The following is a 24,908-nucleotide window of genomic DNA, read 5'->3' on the forward strand; positions in this document are numbered from 1 at the left end:
TCGTGACATGATTTTTTTCAACAACAAAACCACTTCCCATAAAATGATGGAAAGTGGTCATGTTTACTTAAAAGATTGTGTTTTTAGTTTAAGCTAAATCTTACATCATTCCTGGCATACCGCCCATGCCACCCATATCTGGCATAGCTGGTGCTGCTTCAGGGATATCTGCTACAACCGCTTCTGTTGTTAAGAATAGCGCTGCAACTGATGCTGCGTTTTGTAGAGCTGAGCGAGTTACTTTTGCTGGGTCTACTACGCCTGCTTCCATCATGTTTACCCATTCGCCAGTTGCCGCATTGAAACCAATGCCAATTTCTTCACGTTTTAGGCGATCTACGATAATTGAGCCTTCAAGACCAGCGTTATTAGCAATTTGACGAACTGGTTCTTCTAAAGCACGTAGAACAATTTTCACACCTGTAGCTACGTCGCCTTCTACTGAATCAGCTGCTTTCTCCACTGCTGCATAGACGTTTAGAAGAGCCGTACCACCACCTGATACAATACCTTCTTCAACAGCCGCACGAGTTGAGTTTAAAGCATCCTCAATACGAAGTTTACGCTCTTTAAGCTCTGTTTCTGTTGCAGCACCAACTTTGATAACTGCTACACCACCTGCTAATTTTGCAAGGCGTTCTTGTAATTTTTCTTTATCGAATTCTGAAGTAGTTTCAGCAAGTTGTGCACGGATTTGACCAATGCGTGATTCGATTGCGTCTGCTCCGCCTACACCTTCAACGATTGTTGTGTTGTCTTTTGTTACAACAACTTTTGCGGCACGACCAAGTGCAGAAATATCAGCTGATTTTAGGTCTAAGCCTAATTCTTCTGTAATCACTTGTCCACCTGTCAGGATAGCAATATCTTCAAGCATTGCTTTACGACGATCACCGAAGCCTGGTGCTTTTACAGCTACAGCATTGAAAGTACCACGAAGCTTGTTCACAACAAGTGTTGCAAGTGCTTCACCTTCTACATCTTCAGCAATCATTAGAAGTGGACGACCTTGTTGTACCACTTGTTCTAATAATGGTAATACTTCTTGAATGTTTGTAATTTTTTTATCAGTAATTAAAATGTATGGGTTATCAAGAACCGCTTCCATTTTATCTGTGTCAGTTACCATGTAATGAGAAGCATAGCCACGATCAAACTGCATACCTTCTACCACATCTAGCTCTGTTGTGAAGCCTTTTGATTCTTCGATTGTAATAACACCATCGTTACCAACACGTTCCATTGCTTCAGCGATCAGTTGTCCAACTTCATCATCAGCAGCAGAAATAGCAGCAACTTGTGCAATTTCTTCTTTATTGCTTACTGGGCGAGAAATAGCGTGTAATTCCGTAAGTGCTGCAGCAACTGCTTTATCAATACCTTTGCGGATACCTACAGGATTTGCGCCAGCTGTAACGTTTTTCAAGCCTTCACGAATAATTGCTTGTGCTAAAACTGTTGCTGTAGTTGTACCGTCACCAGCGATTTCGTTTGTCTTAGAAGCAACTTCCGCTACTAATTTTGCTCCCATGTTTTCGTATGGGTTTTCTAGTTCGATTTCTTTTGCAATTGTCACACCATCATTTGTAATAAGTGGTGAACCGAATTTTTTTTCTAAAACAACATTACGTCCTTTTGGTCCTAATGTTACTTTTACTGTATTTGCTAATTTATCTACACCTTGTAACATTAATGAACGAGCGTCTTCTGAGAATTTAATATCTTTTGCCATGAGAATTTACCCTCCTGAAATGGAATATTCGTTAAGCTTCTTCAATATATTTATATCAATTTCATCTTATTGTCACATTTGTTAAGCAAACAATAAGCATCCACCTTACATAAGGTGCGTTTAATGTTCTTATTCAATAATTGCAAGAATATCGCTTTCGCGTAAAATTAGGTATTCATTACCTTCAAATTTAACTTCTGTGCCAGCGTATTTAGAGAAAATAATGCGGTCGTCAACTTTAACGTCAAGCTCTACACGTTGCCCGTTCTCTAATACACGACCTGTCCCAACTGCTACTACTTTACCTTCTTGTGGTTTTTCTTTTGCAGAGTCAGGTAGTACAATACCGAATGCAGATTTTTCTTCTACCTCGATTAGTTCAATTACAATACGATCTCCTAGTGGTCTTAACAAGTGAAACAACCTCCTAATAATTAAATAATTGTTGATATTTATTAGCACTCTATATCAATGAGTGCTAACACAATTATTATGATAATCAATCACTCTTTTTTTTGCAAGTCAGAACTTCGAAAAATTTTGTTTTCTTTCCATATTCCTCTACAATAGAAAGGAAGCATATGAATGGAAAGGATTTTGACTGTGACTAATTCTCAAAAAGTAACGAAACATAAAAAAACAGCCCTGTATGTTTTGCTGATCTATATCTTGATGCAAATCTCGAGCAGATGGTTGCTCTTACCGTTCCATAAGCTCATGATGAAGATAACTGGTTTAGCTTCTGAACAAGCGGCTCCCATTACTCAAGGTTGGTATATTGCCTTAAGTTTTGCTATAGCGCTCATTTTAAGCCTAATCCTCACATCTCGAGATAAAGCCTTTTGGAACATTTATCAAGGAAAAAAAGAAACAATCCCTCTTACAATTGTGTGGGGAATCATCGGCTTCTTCCTAGTGTTCTTTGGACAAATGATTGGTGCGGCTATTGAGATGGCTGTTTTCGGTATTGAAGGAGGCTCACAAAATACTGCTGATATAGTCGCGATAGCTAAAGGCGCTCCCATTGCCATATTAGCAATTGTTGTATTCGGGCCAATTTTAGAAGAATTCGTCTTCCGCAGAGTGATATTTGGCTCGCTTGTCCAAACAACAAATTTCTGGGTGGCAGCTATTGTTAGCGCCATATTCTTTGCGATTATCCACTTCGACTTCTCACATATCTTGCTTTATACCATTTGTGGTTTAATTTTCGCCTTTTTATATCACAAAACAAAGCGCATTTGGACGTCTATTATTGCACACGTCATGCTTAATGGTTTTGTGACACTTGTACAATTCTATGCGGAACCATTGCAAAAGTTTCTTCAAGAACTAGAAAAAATGCAATAAATTTTTGTAAAGCTATTGTAAGTTGCAAAAATAACACAAAAGCTCGGTGTCCCATTTAGGGGCACCGAGCTTTATCTATTACTGTTGATTCAATTCTTCTATTTGTCGTCGTTGCTGCTCAAGCGCCTCTTCAATTTGACGCTTTTGCTCCGCTTCTTGTTCTTCTTTTAATCGAATTTCTTCTGATTTAAGATATTTCTTATAGCCAATTCGTGAAATCATGATACTAATTTCATACAAAATAAACAGTGGCACTGAAACCATTAAATGCGAAGCTAACTCAGGCGGTGCAATAATCGCTGCACATACAAATAAACCAAAGTACGAATATTTACGAATTCGAATGAGTAAATCCGGACTTAATATGCCAATTCGTGAAAAGAATAAAACAACAATTGGCAATTGGAAAAGGAAACCAAAAGGTATTGTAAGCTTAAACAAGAATGCAAAATACTCATGTATACCAATGGTTTGCTGTATCTCCAAATCATTCGATAAATTCATCATGAATTTAATGACATACGGGAATAGTAAAAAGTACGAAAAAGATAACCCTGCAAGAAACAATAAAAATGAATACGGAATATAGCTTAGAGTAGCTTTACGCTCTACTTCCCTTAATCCAGGGCTAATAAACGACCATAATTGATACATCAACACTGGTGATGATAGAATAAATGCAATTATAAAAACAACTTGTATATAAATTGCAAGTGGTGTGACTACGTCAAATGCATGGAGCTCGATATTATATTCGGCTCCGGTCATTTGAAGGTATTTAACAAGCGGCTTTGCGACAAAAAATGCGCCGGCCATAGCTAGAACAAAGAAAACGGCAACAATGAACAGCCGTTTTCTTAATTCTTCTATATGCTCAATAACAGTTAGATCTTTTGGGTTCATTCCTCAAACATCCTAACTTACTTATCTAGTTCTTTCTTTTTCTTATCATCATCATCTTCGTCGGCTAAACCTTTAGTAGCATTTTTGAATTCACGTAGTGTTGAACCAAATGCCTTACCTAGCTCTGGTAACTTTTTAGGACCAAAAATTAGTAACGCGACAACTCCGATAATAATGAGGCTCATAGGACCAATACCACCCATTACAGCCACCTCCTCTTTATATCCATCATTTTAACGCATATTTCGCCATTTTGCTAACTAATTATATGTGAAAGTTTTTCGTCACTCTCACTGATTTGACCGCATTTTATTTAAATTATCTATTTGACAGAAACGGTGAATTACACTGGAAAATATGTATTGTTTTCACTCTTCCTGATTACGTATTAAATAAATAAGCGCTTGCAACTCTACCGATAAATCAATGGTTAGGAGCTGCATTCTATCAGGTACCGTTAAACGCTCTGGCGTAAAGTTTAAAATTCCCTTTGCATTCATGGCCGCTAAGCGGTCCGCCATTTTTTGAGCGGAGCGTGGTGAAACGGTTAAAATAGCAAGCTCCGCACCGTATTCTGCATATTTTTCTTCCAATAAATCTGGATGAAAAACCGGGATGTTGCTAATCATTTTGCCATCCTTCGGTGCTTTTGAATCGAATGCTACCACAATATGTGTATTATGGTTTTTTTGAAAATTATATTTTAATAATGCACTGCCTAAATTCCCCACACCAATTAACGCTACTTTTGTCGTTTCATGTTGATCAAGCGTCTGGCTAAAAAATTGTAATAGATGCTGCACATCGTAGCCATATCCTTTTTTTCCAAGTGCACCAAAATAAGAAAAATCACGGCGAATAGTTGCAGAATCTATTTTCATCGCTTCACTCAATTCCTTCGACGAAATACGTTCCATACCTTCTTGTGCAAAGTTTTGAATAAATCGATAGTAAAGAGGAAGTCTTTTTGTAGTGGCTTGCGGAATTTTTAATTCTTGTTTCAAACTTTTTCCTCCTTATGATGTACCTCCATCAATTTTACTGTCTATAACTACTAATTTTAATACATTCATCCTTAACAATATACAACATTTTTGCAATCCCCTGCTGTATTTCTCTTTAGTTAATGGCGCCTTTTACGCAGCTAACTAAAAAGAAATCGTTTCAATCTTACATGACTGCTAGGAATAAGTAAAGCACGGACATTGCATGCAAATCGTTCATCCATTACACTAAGGTAGAATTGAGGTGTCAAGAATGATTGTTTTACAGGTCAATCAACTAACTAAATCCTTTCTTGCAGATGAAATTTTAAGTGGTGTTAAATTAGAAGTTCAACACCGTGACCGCGTTGCCTTAGTAGGACGAAACGGTGCAGGTAAATCTACTTTATTAAAAATAATTGCTGGTCAAATGTCCTATGATTCAGGTGATATCATTATCCCAAAGGATATTCAAATAGGCTATTTAGAGCAACATGCAGGATTAAACTCTACGCTAACAATTTGGAATGAAATGATGACTATTTTCGAATCTCTTCTAGCCCAAGAACAGCTGCTACGCTCACTTGAACAACAAATGGCTGATCCTACTGTTTATGAAAATCCTACTATGTATGCGAAAGTTATGTCGGAATACGATCAATTACAGCATACGTTTAAAGATGCAGGTGGCTATCAATATGAATCAGACATACGGTCAGTCCTTCATGGTATGCAATTTTATTCCGAAGACTATGCCAAACCCATCAGTTCCTTATCTGGTGGTCAGCGCACACGTTTAGCACTTGCTAAGCTCTTACTTAGTAAACCAGACCTTTTAATTCTGGATGAGCCTACTAACCATTTAGATATCGAAACACTATCTTGGTTGGAATCCTATTTAAAGAGCTATGAAGGCGCTATTTTAATTGTTTCCCATGACCGCTACTTCTTAGATCAAGTTGTTTCTATTGTCTACGAAGTATCCCGTCATCGTGTCACAAAATATCCAGGTAATTATAGTGCTTATTTAGATGAAAAAGCTAAAAATTATGAGCGTGATGTCAAGCTCTATGAGCGTCAGCAAGATGAAAAGGCCAAGCTAGAGGATTTTATCCAAAAAAATATTGCACGTGCCTCTACAACAAAAATGGCACAAAGTCGACGCAAAATGCTTGAACGAACAGAGTGGATGGAATCGCCAGATGGTGATGAGAAATCCGCTAGTTTTGGTTTCACGATTGAACGTCAAAGTGGAAATGATGTTTTATCCGTCGATGATTTAACAATTGGTTATAATGATCGTACCATTTCTAGTGGGATTAACCTTCGCTCTTTTCGCGAGGATCGTATAGCCCTTGTTGGACCAAACGGAGTTGGTAAATCGACATTATTAAAAACGATTGTGAAAGATTTATCCCCTCTTGCAGGTGGTATTCGTTATGGGACGAATGTACAAATCGGCTATTATGATCAAGAGCAAGCAAAGCTATCAAGCAATAAGAGTGTCTTGAAAGAGTTATGGGATGAATGGCCACTTATGAACGAAAAAGATATTCGCACCGTATTGGGACGTTTTCTTTTTAGTGGTGAAGATGTGGATAAAGCAGTATCCTCTTTATCGGGCGGTGAGAAAGCACGCCTTGCACTTGCAAAATTAATGATGCAAAAGGCTAATTTTTTAATTCTCGATGAGCCTACTAACCATTTAGACTTAGATAGCAAAGAGGTTTTAGAAAATGCTTTGATTGATTACCCTGGTACGCTTCTATTTGTCTCACATGACCGCTACTTCATTAATCGTATCGCCACGAAAGTGGTGGAGTTATCTGGAACCGGGTCATTTGAATATTTAGGTGACTATGATTATTATGTAGAGAAAAAGCAGGAACTATTGGAGCTAGCACAAATGAATGCTACCTCCCAAACACAAGTACAGCATGAGCAACCTGATAAAGCGTCTACATCTAAAATTGATAAAGAAGCAAAAAAACGTGAACGTCAAATTAGACGTATGATCGAAGATTTAGAAAGCAAGATGCAAGAAACGACAGCTATTGTTGCAAGCTTAGAGGAAGCTCTGTGCGACTCTGCCATTTTCACAGACCATGAAAAAATTTCAAATCTCCAAGACGAATTAGCAACTGCTAAAGAACAGCATGAGCTATTAGAATTAGAATGGCTTGAGTTAAATGAAGAACTTGAAAGTATTAATATGTAATTGATGTAAGCCATGTGACGGGTCACATGGCTTTTTCTTTACTTGTCTTCATTTTTCATATATATTGGTCAAGTGCTATTTTTCGACAAAAAATGCCCACAGTTTTATTCACACTATAAATCTAGTAATACCAACATATCAACAGAGTTTTCCACACTGTCCACAATTAAAAATTATTTTATCCACATTGTATCGTATAAAACACGCTACTACATATTGAATAATCACAAGTTATGCACAAGTTATCAACATTTTGTGCATAAGTACGCGTGTTCGCTATTTAGTTCGCTCCTTTACCTGTGGATAATTTTCTGAAAAATTTGTCAATTACGTTGTTTGATACTTACATTCTCTTACCACAGTTCTTATTTATCAACAATTATTCGACAATTAAAAAGAGATATCTAAAAATATAGATATCTCTTTCCTAAACTATATCCAGGATTTTAACTCCATTCCTGGGCGTCCATTCATCATTAAGTTTCCTCGAATGCCAGCCTCAAACATCGGCATCGCTGCTGCGCCAATCATTGCCGCATTATCAGTACACAATTTAAGGGGTGGGACAAAAAACGGGATACCTTCCTCTGCAAATACGGTCTCCAAAGAAGTTCGCAAACCTTTATTCGCTGCTACACCACCAGCTGCAATAACCTGTTTCACCTGATACTCGCGAGCTGCACGCAATGTTTTAGCTGTCAGCACTTCGACAACACTTTCCTGAAAGCCCTTGGCAACAGCCGCTGGTGAAATAGCTTCACCTCGTTGATCCATATTATGTTTATAATTGATGACGGCTGATTTTAAACCACTAAAGCTAAAATCATATGAATCCTCTTCCAACCATACTCTCGGAAAAGGTACAGCCTCACCTTCCTCATGAGCAAGCCGATCAATGTGTGGTCCACCAGGATAAGGTAAGTTTAAAACACGCGCCACTTTGTCATAAGCTTCACCAGCTGCATCATCTCGTGTTTCACCAATGACCTCAAAAGAGCCATGTTCCTTCATATACACAAGCTCTGTATGACCACCTGATACTACAAGTGCTAATAGGGGGAACTCCATTGGCTGAACAAGCGCATTGGCATAAATATGTCCTGCAATATGATGTACGCCAACAATTGGTAAGTTGTTCGCAAATGCAAAAGCCTTCGCCGCATTAATGCCAATCAACAATGCTCCCACAAGACCTGGACCCTCTGTAACAGCTACAGCATCTAAATCTGCTGGCTTTAAGTTTGCTTGAGCTAATGCTTCTTCAATTACCATCGTAATTTGTTCTACATGATGACGTGATGCAATTTCAGGGACAACGCCACCAAAACGCTTATGACTCTCTATTTGAGAAGCAACAACATTCGACACAATTTCATGACCATTTCGAATAATCGCTGCAGCTGTTTCATCACAGCTCGATTCTATTGCTAATATCATTCCATTATTCATTATAAATTCACCCACATGACAAGGGCATCCTCCCCGTTATCAGTATAATAGCCTTTCCGTATGCCACCATCTTGGAATTGAAGCTTGCGATAAAGATTTTGTGCAACGGTGTTCGTTACACGTACCTCCAATGTCATAACCTCCATTCCATGTAAACGAGCTATTTGCATCGCCTCACGCATTAATCCCTCGCCGATACCTCGACCACGTGCTGCCTCCATAACAGCTACATTCGTAATTTGGGCTGCATCTATTACCATCCACATCCCACAAAAACCAATAATACTGCCATTTGCATCCACAGCCAACACATAATGAGCATACTGATTTTCATGCACTTCATAGTAAAAGGAATCCAGCGTCCAGGGTATAGGAAATGAAGCTACTTCAATTTCATAAACTGCTGGTACATCATCAGAAACCATTTTACGATAAGTTACATTCCTACTCATGTTCCTTCTCCTTCTGTTCTTTCAGCCAATTAGCCTCAGCCTCTGCAATTCGTTTATATTGTGGGACAAAGTGATGAGTAGCTTCAACACTCGGTAACTCCACTTTAGTCGCTACACGAATAACTTCCGTTGCACGTGGCAAGTCAAAACTAAACGGTGCACGTACTGCGTTATCACCAAGCACCTCCACAATGTTATCCCAAAATATATCAACATCTGTTCCTATAAATAAAATAGGTGCATCTAGTGCCTTTAAACGCTCTAATAAATCAGCGATATGTGCATGATGATCCTCCACAAGAGTCTCTAATGTCACTCCTTGATAAACAGCCGTATAGACATTGCCTCTTCTTGCATCAAAAATTGGACAGATTAATCCATTATAAAGGGCGGCATTTGCAGCTAATGCCTTTAAACTAGCGACACCAACTAAAGGTATCTGTAATGTCCATGCTAGGGTTTTCGCTAATGTTACACCTATACGGACACCTGTATACGAACCCGGCCCTTCAGACACTGCAATCGCATCCAAGTCACTTGCCTGTAAGCCTACTCTTGCTAGTATCTCTTCAATAGCTGGCATCGCTCCTGCAGAATGCGTTAATTTTATATTTTGTACCATCTCGGCTACCACTTTTCCATCCCTCACAATGGCAATGGAAAGTGGTGTATTCGCTGTTTCTATTCCTAACCAAATCATTTCATTAGCTCCTCACATAGTGCCTCATAGCGTTCCCCACTAGGTATTAACACAAAGCGTCGTTCATTGTCTCCGATTCGGTAAATCTCTATTGCTAATCGATGCTGTGGCAAATCCTGTTCAATTAAATGCGCCCACTCTACCACTGATACCGCATCTCCATAAAATAATTCATCCCAACCTAGGTCCTCGTCACTTTCAGCCAGACGATAAACATCTAGATGATTGAAGGGTAATCGTCCTTCATATTGTTTAACAATCGTAAATGTTGGACTGTTGACTGTTCTTTTCACACCAAGGCCCTTTGCTAAGGCCTTCGTAAATGTTGTTTTGCCTGCACCCAAATCTCCTTCTAATGTAATCGTATCTTGAGCTTCTAGTAAATTGGCAAGTGCCATGGCAAAACGTTCTGTATCATCAACTGAATTCATGATTATTTCATACATTCTCATTTTTCCTCTCATCACTACATTATCTCTAGTTTACCTAAACTAGCGAAAATGTTCAAAGCATCCAATATCATTTATGTCTTACTTAGATTGTAGTCGTTCAGAAGCCCAATTCTATGACATAGCTAGCTAATTAGAATGAAAACAAAAACACGCCTTCTTTTACGAAGACGTGTCAACTATTTATCTGTTGGAATGACCTTTTACTGCTATGATTTCTTTGCCAATCAGTTTATCATCCTTAAACTTCACTATATAGGCCTGTGTCATCAAGATCTCATCATTCCAACGATATTCATTATTTTTAATCTTTTTTCCTGCGCCTCCTACTGCTTCGACTACTTCAATATATGACATATCATTTTTTAATTTCTCGAATTCTACTTCGTTCATATTTTTTTGCCAGTGATACGCATTTGATTCTTCAATCTCTATAATAGGATCTCCACAGCCTACCATCATTATCATGGAACCAATAAGCAAAGGTAAATAAAGACTTTTAAAAGAATAATCTTTGCTCATATTAACACCTCCGTAGCCAATCCGATTACTTCTACATTTTTACCCATAATCTTTCTATTAGAAACACATCTAATTTTACCTTATAGAAACGCTATCATTTATCGGTAATTTTTACTATTTTTAGATAATGTTAAATAGATGAAATTTGGTAGGTTCATGGCAATATTATCGATTATTTCACAAGGATTTAGCTGTTTTCTAGATACGGTTGATATGTTTTTAGGGAAATAGATGTTATTTGTGAAAAAATAAAGGGAGGTTGGTCTTAGAGACGATACAGAATGTTATACTTTTAGCCCCTTTGTTTCTACTAGGAGATGTTGATCCTTTAGGAGTTAGTCACTTGTCATGTAATTTCTACTCAATTTTGCTAATAAGCTTCTACATGATGAATTGGATAAATATCCGATCAAACAAAAAAGCCCTTATGATGTAAAATCATAAGGACTGTAATATCAATTTAAATGGCGGTCCCGACCGGGATCGAACCGGCGATCTCCTGCGTGACAGGCAGGCATGTTAACCGCTACACCACGGGACCTCTTTAAGACATTTATAAATATATCATAAAAAAAATAGATATGCAACATTTATTTTCATATTTTCTCTTAATATATTTGCCCACACGGTTTTATCAAGGGATAGGATTTACCCTGCAATGAATTATCCACACAAACAACGTCTATTTTCATATATACTCTAAACATGATGCAAATTTTGCAGTATATTTAACTCTAAAGGGGGAAAAATAACATGTCAAAACTAACACAATTACAAGAGGCACTACAGGCACATACTACCGATGCAATGATTATTACCAATGCTCAAAATCGTCGCTATCTAACAGGTTTTACAGGTAGTGCAGGAACAGTTATCATAACGAAGACTCGCGCACTTTTATTAGTAGACTTCCGCTATACACAGCAAGCAACAAGTCAATGTACCACTTTTGAAGTACTAGAGATTGATCGCAACCGTTTATATGAAACCATTCAGGAGATTTTCGAACAGGAATCCATTCAAACAGTTGGTTTTGAGCAACATCATGTTACTTATCACAGTTATCAATTAATGAAGAGTAAATTGACAGCTACATTAAAGCCATTGTCTACTATTGTAGAAGATTTACGAATGATTAAAACACCAGAAGAAATTGAAATAATTAAGAAAGCCGCATGGATATCCGATGAGGCATTTAATCATATTTTGACATTCATCAAACCAGGTATTTCTGAACTGGAGATTGCCCATGAATTAGAGTCTCATATGCGGAAAAATGGTGCAACAGGCGCAGCCTTCGATATGATTATTGCTTCTGGCCATCGTTCAGCACTTCCACATGGCGTAGCATCCTCTAAAATAGTGGAGCAAGGTGATATGTTGACAATGGATTTTGGTGCTTATTATCAAGGTTATCGTTCAGATATGACAAGAACGATTGCTGTTGGAAAACCATTAGAGCAATTAAAAGAAGTCTATCAAATAGTCCATGATTCCTTACAACATGCCCTTTCTAATATGAAGGCTGGTATTACTGGACAAGAGGCAGATAGTTATACACGAGACTATATCACCGCAAAAGGCTATGGACAAAATTACGGACACGGTGCGGGACATGGTATAGGTTTAGATATACATGAAAATATATTTATGTCTACCGTATGTAAAGATATTTTAGAAGAAAATATGGTACTAACAGTAGAACCGGGTATTTATATACCAAATGTAGGTGGTGTCCGTATCGAAGATGATGTTATCATTACAAAAGAAGGTGTGGAAGTAATCACCCACTCTCCTAAGGAACTCATTATTTTATAGCCTTTTAAGTGATGGTTTATATATATGAATGTCATTGAAGCTACTAAAGCAGAAGGATAGCTCACCTATTTTGAATAAAGCTAGTTAGATAAACGATTTTTTTAAACATACTAACATTAGTAGTACAAACCAAGGCCATGGTTTGTGCTACTATTTTTTTATAGTAGAAGTGAAGAAAAGCCGACCAGCCTCTGGGACCATTTGTGAGTCCGTATATTAAACCGGCTAACTTCATGCCCTTATATGAATCAGTTTAGTATGTTGGGTCCAAGAGATCGTGTATAAGAAAGTGGAATCGATAAGGTACTGTGAAGGCTTCTATGATTGGTCAAAAGGAGAAGAATGAGATGAAACATGTCATTGCGTTAGATGTCAGTAAAGGAAAAAGTACTGTTGCGATTTATGATGGTCACCGCCAATGTGAATTCGAAGGTGTGCTACTTCATACACGCGGTGATTTTGAGCGATTACACGAACGAATAGTAGAGATGTCAAAACAAGATGGACAAGCACCAGCTATCGTATTTGAAGCAACAGGTACCTATTCAAAACCTATCGAAGCATTTTTCAAAGATTACGGCTACGCATACTGCCGCATGAATCCACTTGAAGCGAATTTACAGATGGCAACGATGCGTCGTCATAAAACCGATATTAGTGATGCCCATGAACTTGCGAAGACTCATTTTAAAATGGAACGCGAAATAACGTACATACAAGACGATTATTATGAACAGATGCGTGCACTGACTCGTTACTACGATGAAATTGATGAAGAAATCATTTTACTCAAAAGTAGAATGCATGCCATTTTACAGCTGAGTTTTCCAGAATTAGAAAAGCTGATTACACCGAGTTCAGCACTATTTTTAAATATTGTACAACTCTATCCACACCCCGCACTTTTACAAGCCCATTCAAAAACGATGATTAAAAATCGTTTAAAGGCCAATACGCGAAAAAACCTCTCGCTAATGCGTGCGGAGGCTAAAGCTATTACATTATTAGAAGCAGCTGAAAATAGTTACCCCGCGATTAAACCAACAGATATTCGTTGTGATCAAGCACGAGATTACGCAGCTCGCATTGCGGATTTACAAGAGAAGAAAGATACGCTTGTGAAACAGATGGTGGAATTGTCGGAAGGACGAAAAGAATATCTAGTATTTCGATCGATTCCTGGAATTGGCGATTCAACGGCGTGCCGATTAATTGGAGAGATTGGTGACATCCACCGCTTTCAAAATGCGAAACAACTGAACGCTTACGCAGGCATTGATATTATGCGGTACCAGTCTGGGAATATGCAATATCGAGACAGAATTAATAAACGAGGAAACAAACATTTACGAAAGATTTTATATTTTATGGTGTGCGCAATGCTTATGGCTAAAGGAAAACCGAATCATTTTGTGGACTATTACTACAAATTAAAAAAGCAACCTCAGAGGAAGCCTCATAAGGTTGCGATCATCGCCTGCATCAATAAGTTTCTGAAAGTGACATTTCAGTTACTGACGCGTGGCATTCTTTACGATTATGAGTCCGCACTACCAGCTCAGAAATCGTAATCACCTACATAGAACTATATCATAATGACCTTTCGAAAAAAATAAAAATCGTCAGGTCTTTTTGGCGTATCTAAAAATGAGTGTGAAGTGATGAGGGATATCCCTCACCACTTCACACTCATAAAAATATAAATTATTCATTAAATAAAGTTGACTAATCGTAAGAAAGAGGCTGGGAAAAAAGTGTTTCAGCCAACAAAAAAACCGAACTATCCACTGAAACGCTCACGAAGTGTTTCGGAATAGTTCGGTTTTTCTAGTTATCATGTTTTGCTAACTTAGAGACTATTTGGCTTTAAGAAGGTCCTACTTAGTTCTGTCCCAACCTCTTTTTATAAAAGAAAAAACAGCCAGTATGCAACTGACTGTTTCATTTGCCTAGCGACGTCCTACTCTCACAGGGGGAAGCCCCCAACTACCATCGGCGCTAAAGAGCTTAACTTCCGTGTTCGGTATGGGAACGGGTGTGACCTCTTTGCCATCATCACTAGACTATGTTCGACCTCCAATACACGGCGTATTACTGTGTCTTGAAGTTCTCTTTTTGTTGAAAGAATTATTCTTTCAAAACTGGATAAACGTGCATTGAATGGTTCAAACATTTTGGTTAAGTCCTCGATCGATTAGTATTCGTCAGCTCCATGTGTCACCACACTTCCACCTCGAACCTATCTACCTCATCGTCTTTGAGGGATCTTACTTACTTGCGTAATGGGAAATCTCATCTTGAGGGGGGCTTCATGCTTAGATGCTTTCAGCACTTATCCCGTCCACACATAGCTACCCAGCGATGCCTTTGGCAAGACAACTGGTACACCAGCGGTGTGTCCATCCCGGTCCTCTCGTACTAAGGACAGCTCCTCTCAAATTTCCTACGCCCACGACGGATAGGGACCGAACTGTCTCACGACGTTCTGAACCCAGCTCGCGTACCGCTTTAATGGGCGAACAGCCCAACCCTTGGGACCGACTACAGCCCCAGGATGCGATGAGCCGACATCGAGGTGCCAAACCTCCCCGTCGATGTGGACTCTTGGGGGAGATAAGCCTGTTATCCCCGGGGTAGCTTTTATCCGTTGAGCGATGGCCCTTCCATGCGGAACCACCGGATCACTAAGCCCGTCTTTCGACCCTGCTCGACTTGTAGGTCTCGCAGTCAAGCTCCCTTGTGCCTTTACACTCTACGAATGATTTCCAACCATTCTGAGGGAACCTTTGGGCGCCTCCGTTACCTTTTAGGAGGCGACCGCCCCAGTCAAACTGTCCGCCTGACACTGTCTCCTGCCCCGCTAAGGGGCATGGGTTAGAATTTCAATACAACCAGGGTAGTATCCCACCGACGCCTCCTTCGAAGCTGGCGCTCCGAGATCTCTGGCTCCTACCTATCCTGTACAAGTTGTACCAAAATTCAATATCAGGCTACAGTAAAGCTCCACGGGGTCTTTCCGTCCTGTCGCGGGTAACCTGCATCTTCACAGGTACTATAATTTCACCGAGTCTCTCGTTGAGACAGTGCCCAGATCGTTACGCCTTTCGTGCGGGTCGGAACTTACCCGACAAGGAATTTCGCTACCTTAGGACCGTTATAGTTACGGCCGCCGTTTACTGGGGCTTCAATTCGCAGCTTCGCTTGCGCTAACCACTCCTCTTAACCTTCCAGCACCGGGCAGGCGTCAGCCCCTATACGTCACCTTACGGTTTTGCAGAGACCTGTGTTTTTGCTAAACAGTCGCCTGGGCCTATTCACTGCGGCTCTCATGCGCTTGCACGCTCAAGAGCACCCCTTCTCCCGAAGTTACGGGGTCATTTTGCCGAGTTCCTTAACGAGAGTTCTCTCGCACACCTTAGGATTCTCTCCTCGACTACCTGTGTCGGTTTGCGGTACGGGCACCTCTCACCTCGATAGAGGCTTTTCTTGGCAGTGTGAAATCAGGAACTTCGTCCATACGGACTCGCCATCACAGCTCAACGTTACAGTGTGCGGATTTGCCTACACACACGCCTTACTGCTTGGACGCGCATATCCAACAGCGCGCTTACCCTATCCTACTGCGTCCCCCCATTTCTCAAACGGTGAGGAGGTGGTACAGGAATATCAACCTGTTGTCCATCGCCTACGCCTATCGGCCTCGGCTTAGGTCCCGACTAACCCTGAGCGGACGAGCCTTCCTCAGGAAACCTTAGTCATACGGTGGACGGGATTCTCACCCGTCTTTCGCTACTCATACCGGCATTCTCACTTCTAAGCGCTCCACCAGTCCTTCCGGTCTGACTTCAACGCACTTAGAACGCTCTCCTACCACTGACATCGTAGATGTCAATCCACAGCTTCGGTGAATCGTTTAGCCCCGATACATTTTCGGCGCAGCGTCACTCGACCAGTGAGCTATTACGCACTCTTTAAATGATGGCTGCTTCTAAGCCAACATCCTGGTTGTCTGTGCAACGCCACATCCTTTTCCACTTAACGATTACTTTGGGACCTTAGCTGGTGGTCTGGGCTGTTTCCCTTTTGACTACGGATCTTATCACTCGCAGTCTGACTCCCGTGTATAAATATCTGGCATTCGGAGTTTGTCTGAATTCGGTAAACCGGGATGGCCCCCTAGTCCAAACAGTGCTCTACCTCCAGTATTCTCATCACGAGGCTAGCCCTAAAGCTATTTCGGAGAGAACCAGCTATCTCCAAGTTCGATTGGAATTTCTCCGCTACCCACACCTCATCCCCGCACTTTTCAACGTGCGTGGGTTCGGGCCTCCAGTAAGTGTTACCTCACCTTCACCCTGGACATGGGTAGATCACCTGGTTTCGGGTCTACGACCACGTACTATTTCGCCCTATTCAGACTCGCTTTCGCTGCGGCTCCGCCTTCTAAAGCTTAACCTCGCACGTAATCGTAACTCGCCGGTTCATTCTACAAAAGGCACGCTATCACCCATTAACGGGCTCTAACTACTTGTAGGCACACGGTTTCAGGATCTCTTTCACTCCCCTTCCGGGGTGCTTTTCACCTTTCCCTCACGGTACTGGTTCACTATCGGTCACTAGGTAGTATTTAGCCTTGGGAGATGGTCCTCCCGGATTCCGACGGAATTTCACGTGTTCCGCCGTACTCAGGATCCACTCAGGAGAGAACGAACTTTCGACTACAGGGCTTTTACCTGCTCTGGCGGACCTTTCCAAGTCGCTTCATCTAACTCGCTCTTTTGTAACTCCGTATTGAGTGTCCTACAACCCCAAGAGGCAAGCCTCTTGGTTTGGGCTCTTCCCGTTTCGCTCGCCGCTACTCAGGGAATCGATTTTTCTTTCTCTTCCTCCAGGTACTTAGATGTTTCAGTTCCCTGGGTCTGCCTTCAAGACGCTATGTATTCACGTCAAGATACTACGCGATTAAACGTAGTGGGTTCCCCCATTCGGAAATCTCCGGATCAAAGCTCACTTACAGCTCCCCGAAGCATATCGGTGTTAGTGCCGTCCTTCTTCGGCTCCTAGTGCCAAGGCATTCGCCGTGCGCCCTTAATAACTTAACCAAGTTATTAAGCCTATAAAAAACTTAAAAAATAAATGTGTTTGTTACAATTTCAATGTCGTTTTATCCAGTTTTCAAAGAACAAGTTTTGAAGCATTTCATTCAGAAGAATGAACCTTCAAAACTGAACGCAAAACGTAATCTTACAAACCCAAGGTTTGTATTCCGAAATAATCCTTAGAAAGGAGGTGATCCAGCCGCACCTTCCGATACGGCTACCTTGTTACGACTTCACCCCAATCATCTATCCCACCTTCGGCGGCTGGCTCCAAAAGGTTACCTCACCGACTTCGGGTGTTACAAACTCTCGTGGTGTGACGGGCGGTGTGTACAAGGCCCGGGAACGTATTCACCGCGGCATGCTGATCCGCGATTACTAGCGATTCCGGCTTCATGTAGGCGAGTTGCAGCCTACAATCCGAACTGAGAACGACTTTATCGGATTAGCTCCCTCTCGCGAGTTGGCAACCGTTTGTATCGTCCATTGTAGCACGTGTGTAGCCCAGGTCATAAGGGGCATGATGATTTGACGTCATCCCCACCTTCCTCCGGTTTGTCACCGGCAGTCACCTTAGAGTGCCCAACTAAATGATGGCAACTAAGATCAAGGGTTGCGCTCGTTGCGGGACTTAACCCAACATCTCACGACACGAGCTGACGACAACCATGCACCACCTGTCACCGTTGCCCCCGAAGGGGAAACTATATCTCTACAGTGGTCAACGGGATGTCAAGACCTGGTAAGGTTCTTCGCGTTGCTTCGAATTAAACCACATGCTCCACCGCTTGTGCGGGCCCCCGTCAATTCCTTTGAGTTTCAGTCTTGCGACCGTACTCCCCAGGCGGAGTGCTTAATGCGTTAGCTGCAGCACTAAGGGGCGGAAACCCCCTAACACTTAGCACTCATCGTTTACGGCGTGGACTACCAGGGTATCTAATCCTGTTTGCTCCCCACGCTTTCGCGCCTCAGTGTCAGTTACAGACCAGATAGTCGCCTTCGCCACTGGTGTTCCTCCAAATCTCTACGCATTTCACCGCTACACTTGGAATTCCACTATCCTCTTCTGCACTCAAGTCTCCCAGTTTCCAATGACCCTCCACGGTTGAGCCGTGGGCTTTCACATCAGACTTAAGAAACCACCTGCGCGCGCTTTACGCCCAATAATTCCGGACAACGCTTGCCACCTACGTATTACCGCGGCTGCTGGCACGTAGTTAGCCGTGGCTTTCTAATAAGGTACCGTCAAGGTACAGCCAGTTACTACTGTACTTGTTCTTCCCTTACAACAGAGTTTTACGAACCGAAATCCTTCTTCACTCACGCGGCGTTGCTCCATCAGGCTTTCGCCCATTGTGGAAGATTCCCTACTGCTGCCTCCCGTAGGAGTCTGGGCCGTGTCTCAGTCCCAGTGTGGCCGATCACCCTCTCAGGTCGGCTACGCATCGTCGCCTTGGTGAGCCGTTACCTCACCAACTAGCTAATGCGCCGCGGGCCCATCCTATAGCGACAGCCGAAACCGTCTTTCAGTGTTTCACCATGAGGTGAAACAAATTATTCGGTATTAGCCCCGGTTTCCCGGAGTTATCCCAAACTATAGGGTAGGTTGCCCACGTGTTACTCACCCGTCCGCCGCTAACGTCGAAGGAGCAAGCTCCTTCTCTGTTCGCTCGACTTGCATGTATTAGGCACGCCGCCAGCGTTCGTCCTGAGCCAGGATCAAACTCTCCATAAAAGAAATTTGATTAGCTCAAATTGTTTTGCTGGCATCAATTTTGATGTCCAAAATTTTTGTTTCGTTCACTCGCCGAAGCCAGCTACTTAAAACTTTATTGATTACGTTTTGCTTGTTCAGTTTTCAAGGTTCATGACGTTGTCCGTTTAGACAACTACTTTAGTCTATCATACAACCAATCGGTTGTCAACACTTTTTTTTGGAGCGGGTGATGAGAATCGAACTCACGACATCAGCTTGGAAGGCTGAGGTTTTACCATTAAACTACACCCGCATATATTTTTTTAAAAATGGCGCGCCCGGCAGGAGTCGAACCCACAACCTTCTGATCCGTAGTCAGACGCTCTATCCAATTGAGCTACGGGCGCTTATGAAATTAATTGACTTGGTGCGGCCGAGAGGACTTGAACCTCCACGGGGTTGCCCCCACTAGGCCCTCAACCTAGCGCGTCTGCCGTTCCGCCACGACCGCATTCGATTAGTAACTTTCTCATTATACTATGATAATTCGAAAAGTCAACTCTTTTTCTTAAAGAGATGAGCCATGAAGGACTCGAACCTTCGACCCTCTGATTAAAAGTCAGATGCTCTACCAACTGAGCTAATGGCTCGGATTAAGAAATGAATGGCTGGGGTACTAGGATTCGAACCTAGGCATGACGGAATCAAAATCCGTTGCCTTACCGCTTGGCTATACCCCAATAAGTGGCGGTCCCGACCGGGATCGAACCGGCGATCTCCTGCGTGACAGGCAGGCATGTTAACCGCTACACCACGGGACCAAAATGTTATTTACATTAAATTATGAAAAAATGACCCCTACGGGATTCGAACCCGTGTTACCGCCGTGAAAGGGCGGTGTCTTAACCACTTGACCAAGGGGCCATGGCTCCGAAGGCAGGACTCGAACCTGCGACAACCTGATTAACAGTCAGGTGCTACTACCAACTGAGCTACTTCGGAATAATTTATGTTATGTTGTCGCCGTTATCTTGTCGACTTTTACTATTATAGGGACAACTCAATAAAACGTCAACTATTTTTTAAAGTTTTTTTATTCCACTAATTTTAATTTTCCCAAACACTTACTACAGCAATACTTTTCAACATTCATTTTAATTTTCCGTACATATAATTGGTGGCAATTGACACAAGTATATGTATAGCGTCGTCGGTGTTTTTCAACTGTAGTTTTAGGGGATTGTAAAACTGAGCAAAATCGGGGGGCATCTACTTTCCTTAACAATTCTCGAAAATCTTTATCTCGATGCTGATACCCTTTACCTTCAATATGTAGATGATAATGGCATAATTCGTGGAGAACAATACCATGAATCTCTTCCAAACCGTATAATTCATAGGCTTTAGGATTAACCTCAATATTATGAGATTGTAAAAGATATCGTCCTCCTGTTGAGCGTAATCTTGCATTAAAGTAGGCTTGATGCAGAAAAGGTTTCTGAAAGCTTTCCAAAGATAAGCGACGAACAAGCTCTTGTAATTCTAGATTGTCCAAAGTAATCACCTCTAACAACAAGAATACCACACTGCGTAGTATAGACAGTGTGGTAAAAATTTATTACTCAATCTAATGTTTGATTTTTAGGTGGAAGCATCGTTAAAGAGATACGTCCTTTCGTTACATCTATTTGTTCTACCCAGACGGTTACAATATCCCCAAGCGCCACAACTTCTAATGGATGTTTAATACGTTTATTTTGTAGTTTAGAAATATGCACAAGTCCATCTTGCTTCACGCCAATATCAACAAATGCACCGAAATCGACTACATTTCTTACTGTGCCCTGCAATTCCATGCCTACTTTTAAATCTTCCATTTTTAATACATCCGTTTTAAGCAATGGTTGTGGGAAAGCATCACGTGGGTCACGACTTGGTTTCATTAAAGTATCCACGATATCTTGAATTGTCACAACTCCTACCCCAAGCACATCACTTAACTTTTGGATATTTAGGGCTGCAATAGCTTCCTCTGCATTCTGAGTCCCTAACTCTTTTTTATCTATCTGTGCCTCTGCTAATATTTGCTCAGCAAGGTTATAGCTCTCAGGATGAATACCTGTAGCATCAAACGGATTTTTTGCTTCAGGGACACGCAAGAAACCAATAGCTTGTTCATACGTTTTAGCACCTAACCTTGGAATCTTCTTTAATTGCGCACGCGTAGTAAATTGACCATTTTCCTCTCGCATCTTCACGATATTCTCTGCAACAGTTTTTGATAAACCAGAAACGTATTGTAAGAGTGATGAAGAAGCAGTGTTTACGTCAACACCAACTTGGTTAACAGCCGTTTCTACTATAAAAGTTAGTGATTCATTTAACTTTTTTTGAGAAACATCATGCTGATATTGACCTACTCCCACCGCTTTTGGTTCAATTTTCACTAACTCTGATAAAGGATCCTGTAAGCGACGTGCAATGGAGATAGCACTACGTTGCTCAACCTGTAAATCAGGAAATTCTGCACGTGCAATATCAGACGCTGAATAAACAGACGCCCCCGCTTCGTTGACAATCACGTAAGCTGTGTCAGTAGTAAGCTCGTTTAATACATCCGCGATAAATTGTTCTGTTTCACGGGATGCTGTACCATTCCCAATAGCAATTATACTTATTGGATACTTTGCCAAAATTCCTTTCACAGTAGCTTTCGATTTTGCCACATCTGGTTTAGGTGGATGTGGGTAAATAGCTGTAACCTCAAGCATTTTTCCCGTTTCATCTACAACCGCTAGCTTACAACCTGTACGGTAAGCTGGGTCAACCCCCAATACATATTTACCTTTCATAGGTGGCTGTAGTAATAGGTTACGTAAATTTTCAGAGAAAATATGAATAGCCTGTGTCTCCGCTTTTTCTGTAAGCTCGTTTCGTAATTCCCTTTCAATTGAAGGCTGAATTAAACGCTTGTATGAATCCTCGATTGCTAGTTTAACTTCTGCAATAGCAGGGGACGAACCAGTTGCAGGTATCCATTCTTTCCACATAATCATTAATACTCGGTCCACTGAAACATGAATCGACACCTTTAAAATCTCTTCTTTTTCCCCTCGATTTATCGCTAAAATACGATGCGGCACAATGCGACTAACAGGTTCTTCATATTCGTAATACATTTCAAAAACATTTTTTTCATCGATTTCTGTATTTTTCACAGACGTTACAAGGATGCCATCCTTCCATGAATAAGCACGAATTTTTTCACGGATAGAGGCATCGTCAGCAAAACGTTCTGCTAAAATATCTCGAGCTCCCATTAGCGCTTCTTCCGTATTAGCAACTTGTTCATTGTCCACAAAACCAATTGCTAATTGCTCTAATGAATCTTTACTAAATGCTAATAGAAGATCTGCAAGAGGTTCTAATCCTTTCTCTTTTGCAATCGTCGCCTTTGTACGTCGTTTTTGCTTATAAGGTCTATATAAATCCTCAACACGTTGCAAGATTGTTGCAGAAAGAATAGCCTGCTCTAATTCTGGTGTAAGCTTTTCTTGCTCTTGGATTAACCGTATAACTTCTTCTTTTCGTTGTTCAAGTTGCTGGATGTAGTGATAACGATCTTCTACAGCTTTAATTTGCACCTCATCGAGTGATCCTGTAACCTCTTTTCGATAGCGCGCAATAAATGGTACCGTATTTCCCTCTTCTAATAATTTGATAACAGCATCTACTTGCCCTGGTTTGACTGCTACGTCTTTTGCAATGAGCTGTAACATTTGCTTTTGCTCCACATCATCACTACCTTTTTCTTTTCATTTTACCATTACACTTTACTAAAAATGCAAAAAAATAGTCTACTCAGACGAATATGAGTAGACTATGTTCATTCATTTTAAAGGTAAACACCCACGAAAGTTTAGAGCGAAACACTGCCACTTGCTAGAATAGCCTCTTGTAATTTCTTTATTGCTTTCCTTTGTATCCTAGATACATGCATTTGAGAAATCCCTAATCGTTCTCCAGCTTCTTTTTGACTAAGTTGCTCTAGATATGTAAGCTGAATAATTTGTTTTTCCCTCTCATTCAACACGACCAACGCATCTGAAACAATCATTCGTTTATTGGTTATTTCATAGCCATCGTCTTCTCTGCCCAAAATATCGAATAACGTGACTGTACTACCATCTGAGTCTGACTCTATCGAATGGTCCATAGAAAGCGCTTGATAACTACGGCTCATTTCCATAGCTTCTAGTACCTCTTCCTCTGCTACTTCTAATCGTTCAGCAATATCTTTAATGGATGGAGAACGCTGCAATTCAATTGTCAGCGCCTCCACCGTTGATTTAATTCTCGGCCCAAGTTCCTTTATTCGTCTAGGCACATGAACATCCCATGTTTTATCACGTAAAAAACGTTTGATTTCCCCAACAATTGTTGGCACGGCAAATGCTTCAAAACTACGACCAACATTCGGATCAAAACGTCTTATTGCACCTAACAATCCCAGCATCCCTACTTGAACAATATCATCATAATAAGATTTACCATTCGAATATTTACGAGCTATAGATTCAACTAGATATCGATAATGAATCACTAAATTGGTTTGTGCTTCATCATCCTCCGTTGACTGGTACAATTCAATCCACTTTAGTACATCTTCTTTGGATGAAGATTTATGTAGTGATTCTTTCGACATTTTTCTCCACCTGCTCCCTAGTGACATACTTTGTCATGAAGACAGTTACGCCACCATCGTTATTAATCATCACCTCATCCATCAAAGTTTCCATTAAATAAAGTCCCAAACCACCTTCTCTTAGCCCTGCAATACTTTCTTCAGGATGATACGGCCCAATCTTAGACTTAATCTCTTCAAAATTAAAACTATTGCCGTAATCTGCAATCATCATTTCCATTTTATTGTCATACAGCGCACACCCGATGACAATTTCACCTTCTTCTTCGTCTTTATAAGCATGGTGAACAACATTTGTTACAGCCTCACTTGCTGCAATTTTTAAATCTTCAATATCATCATAATTAAAGCCAATCCTACTCGCTAAGCCCGAGACAGTTAATCGAATGACACTGACAAATTGCGGTTTAGCAGGAACTCTAATTTCAATATAGTCAAATTCCTTCATTATCTTAATTCCACCTTTTTATCAGTTTCGATATCCATCAAATCACTAAGACCAGTAATTTCAAATAATCTTTGTAACCTATTCGATAAACCAACAAGCTTTACTTTACCATTTTCACGTAATGCTCTTTTATAGAAGGCGACAAAAATCCCAAGACCTGTACTATCCATGTAATTTACCTTTGATAAATCCAGTTCAATTTCTAATCCTTCTGTAATCTTTACCGCTTCTAATTCCTCTCGTAATCCTGAAGCAGTGAAAGTATCGATTTCACCCTCAACAAAGCCAAATAATTTATGATCAATTTCTTTAAAATGTATCGTTACGTCCATATAGCACACCTCCACCATATTTGTTAGACTATTTTCTCTACCCTGTTCAATT

The 24,908-nt window shown here is 40.9% G+C and carries 19 protein-coding genes, 9 tRNA genes and 3 rRNA genes; 4 read left to right on the forward strand and 27 right to left on the reverse strand.

Annotated elements, in window-relative coordinates; all coding sequences use genetic code 11:
• Positions 1 to 100 precede the first annotated feature (100 nt).
• Both groL and groES read right to left on the reverse strand, forming a co-directional pair.
• The gene (groL, locus tag MHB40_RS22545) at positions 101 to 1,732 is read right to left on the reverse strand and encodes a chaperonin GroEL (RefSeq protein ID WP_205445851.1); all 1,632 of its coding nucleotides are present in this window, start codon (positions 1,730 to 1,732) and stop codon (positions 101 to 103) included.
• Between the two features lie 129 nt (positions 1,733 to 1,861).
• On the reverse strand, positions 1,862 to 2,146 hold the full coding sequence (gene groES, locus MHB40_RS22550) for a co-chaperone GroES (protein WP_004224358.1): 285 nt from the start codon (positions 2,144 to 2,146) through the stop codon (positions 1,862 to 1,864).
• A 171-nt stretch (positions 2,147 to 2,317) separates the two neighbouring features.
• On the opposite strand from groES, the gene MHB40_RS22555 reads away from it, so the two are divergent.
• Complete coding sequence (locus MHB40_RS22555) at positions 2,318 to 3,082, forward strand: type II CAAX endopeptidase family protein (protein ID WP_205445853.1); 765 nt, start codon at positions 2,318 to 2,320, stop codon at positions 3,080 to 3,082.
• A 78-nt stretch (positions 3,083 to 3,160) separates the two neighbouring features.
• On the opposite strand, the gene tatC is transcribed toward MHB40_RS22555, so the two are convergent.
• The 3 genes from tatC to MHB40_RS22570 all read right to left on the reverse strand — a co-directional run bounded on the left by tatC (position 3,161) and on the right by MHB40_RS22570 (position 4,989).
• Complete coding sequence (tatC, locus tag MHB40_RS22560; RefSeq protein ID WP_342441792.1) at positions 3,161 to 3,985, reverse strand: twin-arginine translocase subunit TatC; 825 nt, start codon at positions 3,983 to 3,985, stop codon at positions 3,161 to 3,163.
• Positions 3,986 to 4,002: 17 nt separating this feature from the next.
• On the reverse strand, positions 4,003 to 4,188 hold the full coding sequence (locus tag MHB40_RS22565) for a twin-arginine translocase TatA/TatE family subunit (RefSeq protein ID WP_008176991.1): 186 nt from the start codon (positions 4,186 to 4,188) through the stop codon (positions 4,003 to 4,005).
• A gap of 165 nt (positions 4,189 to 4,353) precedes the next feature.
• On the reverse strand, positions 4,354 to 4,989 hold the full coding sequence (locus MHB40_RS22570; protein WP_004224350.1) for a redox-sensing transcriptional repressor Rex: 636 nt from the start codon (positions 4,987 to 4,989) through the stop codon (positions 4,354 to 4,356).
• A 253-nt stretch (positions 4,990 to 5,242) separates the two neighbouring features.
• On the opposite strand from MHB40_RS22570, the gene MHB40_RS22575 reads away from it, so the two are divergent.
• On the forward strand, positions 5,243 to 7,186 hold the full coding sequence (locus MHB40_RS22575; RefSeq protein WP_342441793.1) for an ATP-binding cassette domain-containing protein: 1,944 nt from the start codon (positions 5,243 to 5,245) through the stop codon (positions 7,184 to 7,186).
• Between the two features lie 432 nt (positions 7,187 to 7,618).
• On the opposite strand, the gene tsaD is transcribed toward MHB40_RS22575, so the two are convergent.
• The 6 genes from tsaD to MHB40_RS22605 all read right to left on the reverse strand — a co-directional run bounded on the left by tsaD (position 7,619) and on the right by MHB40_RS22605 (position 11,299).
• Positions 7,619 to 8,635, reverse strand: coding sequence for a tRNA (adenosine(37)-N6)-threonylcarbamoyltransferase complex transferase subunit TsaD (gene tsaD, locus MHB40_RS22580; protein WP_342441794.1), 1,017 nt, complete (start codon positions 8,633 to 8,635; stop codon positions 7,619 to 7,621).
• Positions 8,635 to 9,087, reverse strand: coding sequence for a ribosomal protein S18-alanine N-acetyltransferase (rimI, locus tag MHB40_RS22585; RefSeq protein WP_342441795.1), 453 nt, complete (start codon positions 9,085 to 9,087; stop codon positions 8,635 to 8,637). Before rimI ends, tsaD begins: the two co-directional genes overlap by 1 nt.
• On the reverse strand, positions 9,080 to 9,787 hold the full coding sequence (tsaB, locus tag MHB40_RS22590) for a tRNA (adenosine(37)-N6)-threonylcarbamoyltransferase complex dimerization subunit type 1 TsaB (protein WP_342441796.1): 708 nt from the start codon (positions 9,785 to 9,787) through the stop codon (positions 9,080 to 9,082). Before tsaB ends, rimI begins: the two co-directional genes overlap by 8 nt.
• Positions 9,784 to 10,233 (reverse strand): tRNA (adenosine(37)-N6)-threonylcarbamoyltransferase complex ATPase subunit type 1 TsaE, encoded by a 450-nt coding sequence (gene tsaE, locus MHB40_RS22595; RefSeq protein WP_205445864.1) that lies wholly within the window; start codon positions 10,231 to 10,233, stop codon positions 9,784 to 9,786. Before tsaE ends, tsaB begins: the two co-directional genes overlap by 4 nt.
• 186 nt (positions 10,234 to 10,419) lie before the next feature.
• The gene (locus tag MHB40_RS22600; RefSeq protein WP_342441797.1) at positions 10,420 to 10,758 is read right to left on the reverse strand and encodes a hypothetical protein; all 339 of its coding nucleotides are present in this window, start codon (positions 10,756 to 10,758) and stop codon (positions 10,420 to 10,422) included.
• A gap of 465 nt (positions 10,759 to 11,223) precedes the next feature.
• A tRNA-Asp gene (locus tag MHB40_RS22605) sits at positions 11,224 to 11,299 on the reverse strand.
• A gap of 212 nt (positions 11,300 to 11,511) precedes the next feature.
• On the opposite strand from MHB40_RS22605, the gene MHB40_RS22610 reads away from it, so the two are divergent.
• Both MHB40_RS22610 and MHB40_RS22615 read left to right on the forward strand, forming a co-directional pair.
• Complete coding sequence (locus MHB40_RS22610; protein WP_342441798.1) at positions 11,512 to 12,576, forward strand: Xaa-Pro peptidase family protein; 1,065 nt, start codon at positions 11,512 to 11,514, stop codon at positions 12,574 to 12,576.
• A 347-nt stretch (positions 12,577 to 12,923) separates the two neighbouring features.
• A complete protein-coding gene (locus tag MHB40_RS22615) occupies positions 12,924 to 14,147 on the forward strand; it encodes an IS110 family transposase (RefSeq protein ID WP_342440652.1) in 1,224 nt (407 codons plus the stop codon).
• 376 nt (positions 14,148 to 14,523) lie between these two features.
• Here the strand turns inward: MHB40_RS22615 and rrf are convergent.
• The 16 genes from rrf to MHB40_RS22695 all read right to left on the reverse strand — a co-directional run bounded on the left by rrf (position 14,524) and on the right by MHB40_RS22695 (position 24,856).
• Positions 14,524 to 14,639, reverse strand: a 5S ribosomal RNA gene (gene rrf / locus MHB40_RS22620).
• Positions 14,640 to 14,750: 111 nt separating this feature from the next.
• A 23S ribosomal RNA gene (locus tag MHB40_RS22625) occupies positions 14,751 to 17,678 on the reverse strand.
• A 180-nt stretch (positions 17,679 to 17,858) separates the two neighbouring features.
• Positions 17,859 to 19,410, reverse strand: a 16S ribosomal RNA gene (locus tag MHB40_RS22630).
• The 16S, 23S and 5S rRNA genes sit together here with 8 tRNA genes alongside, the layout of an rRNA operon.
• A 200-nt stretch (positions 19,411 to 19,610) precedes the next feature.
• Positions 19,611 to 19,684: transfer RNA gene (locus tag MHB40_RS22635), tRNA-Gly, on the reverse strand.
• Between the two features lie 17 nt (positions 19,685 to 19,701).
• Positions 19,702 to 19,778, reverse strand: a tRNA-Arg gene (locus tag MHB40_RS22640).
• A gap of 18 nt (positions 19,779 to 19,796) precedes the next feature.
• A tRNA-Leu gene (locus MHB40_RS22645) sits at positions 19,797 to 19,882 on the reverse strand.
• Positions 19,883 to 19,948: 66 nt separating this feature from the next.
• Positions 19,949 to 20,021: transfer RNA gene (locus MHB40_RS22650), tRNA-Lys, on the reverse strand.
• A 15-nt stretch (positions 20,022 to 20,036) separates the two neighbouring features.
• A tRNA-Gln gene (locus tag MHB40_RS22655) sits at positions 20,037 to 20,111 on the reverse strand.
• A gap of 5 nt (positions 20,112 to 20,116) precedes the next feature.
• Positions 20,117 to 20,192 (reverse strand) — tRNA-Asp (locus tag MHB40_RS22660).
• A 31-nt stretch (positions 20,193 to 20,223) separates the two neighbouring features.
• Positions 20,224 to 20,295 (reverse strand) — tRNA-Glu (locus MHB40_RS22665).
• A gap of 1 nt (position 20,296) precedes the next feature.
• Positions 20,297 to 20,373: transfer RNA gene (locus MHB40_RS22670), tRNA-Asn, on the reverse strand.
• A gap of 91 nt (positions 20,374 to 20,464) precedes the next feature.
• On the reverse strand, positions 20,465 to 20,926 hold the full coding sequence (locus MHB40_RS22675; RefSeq protein WP_205445887.1) for a SprT family protein: 462 nt from the start codon (positions 20,924 to 20,926) through the stop codon (positions 20,465 to 20,467).
• Positions 20,927 to 20,993: 67 nt separating this feature from the next.
• On the reverse strand, positions 20,994 to 23,165 hold the full coding sequence (locus tag MHB40_RS22680; protein WP_342441799.1) for a Tex family protein: 2,172 nt from the start codon (positions 23,163 to 23,165) through the stop codon (positions 20,994 to 20,996).
• A 125-nt stretch (positions 23,166 to 23,290) separates the two neighbouring features.
• Positions 23,291 to 24,076 carry an RNA polymerase sigma factor SigB gene (gene sigB, locus MHB40_RS22685; RefSeq protein WP_205445888.1) on the reverse strand — a complete coding sequence of 262 codons (786 nt, stop codon included), beginning with the start codon at positions 24,074 to 24,076 and terminating at the stop codon, positions 23,291 to 23,293.
• Positions 24,054 to 24,524: an anti-sigma B factor RsbW gene (rsbW, locus tag MHB40_RS22690; protein WP_016993413.1), complete on the reverse strand. Its 471-nt coding sequence runs from the start codon at positions 24,522 to 24,524 to the stop codon at positions 24,054 to 24,056. The genes sigB and rsbW overlap by 23 nt, the downstream gene beginning before the upstream one ends.
• On the reverse strand, positions 24,524 to 24,856 hold the full coding sequence (locus MHB40_RS22695) for an STAS domain-containing protein (protein ID WP_004232057.1): 333 nt from the start codon (positions 24,854 to 24,856) through the stop codon (positions 24,524 to 24,526). Before MHB40_RS22695 ends, rsbW begins: the two co-directional genes overlap by 1 nt.
• Positions 24,857 to 24,908: the final 52 nt, after the last annotated feature.

This window comes from Lysinibacillus sp. FSL K6-0057 (assembly GCF_038630885.1).
GTDB classification, from domain to species: domain Bacteria; phylum Bacillota; class Bacilli; order Bacillales_A; family Planococcaceae; genus Lysinibacillus; species Lysinibacillus fusiformis_F.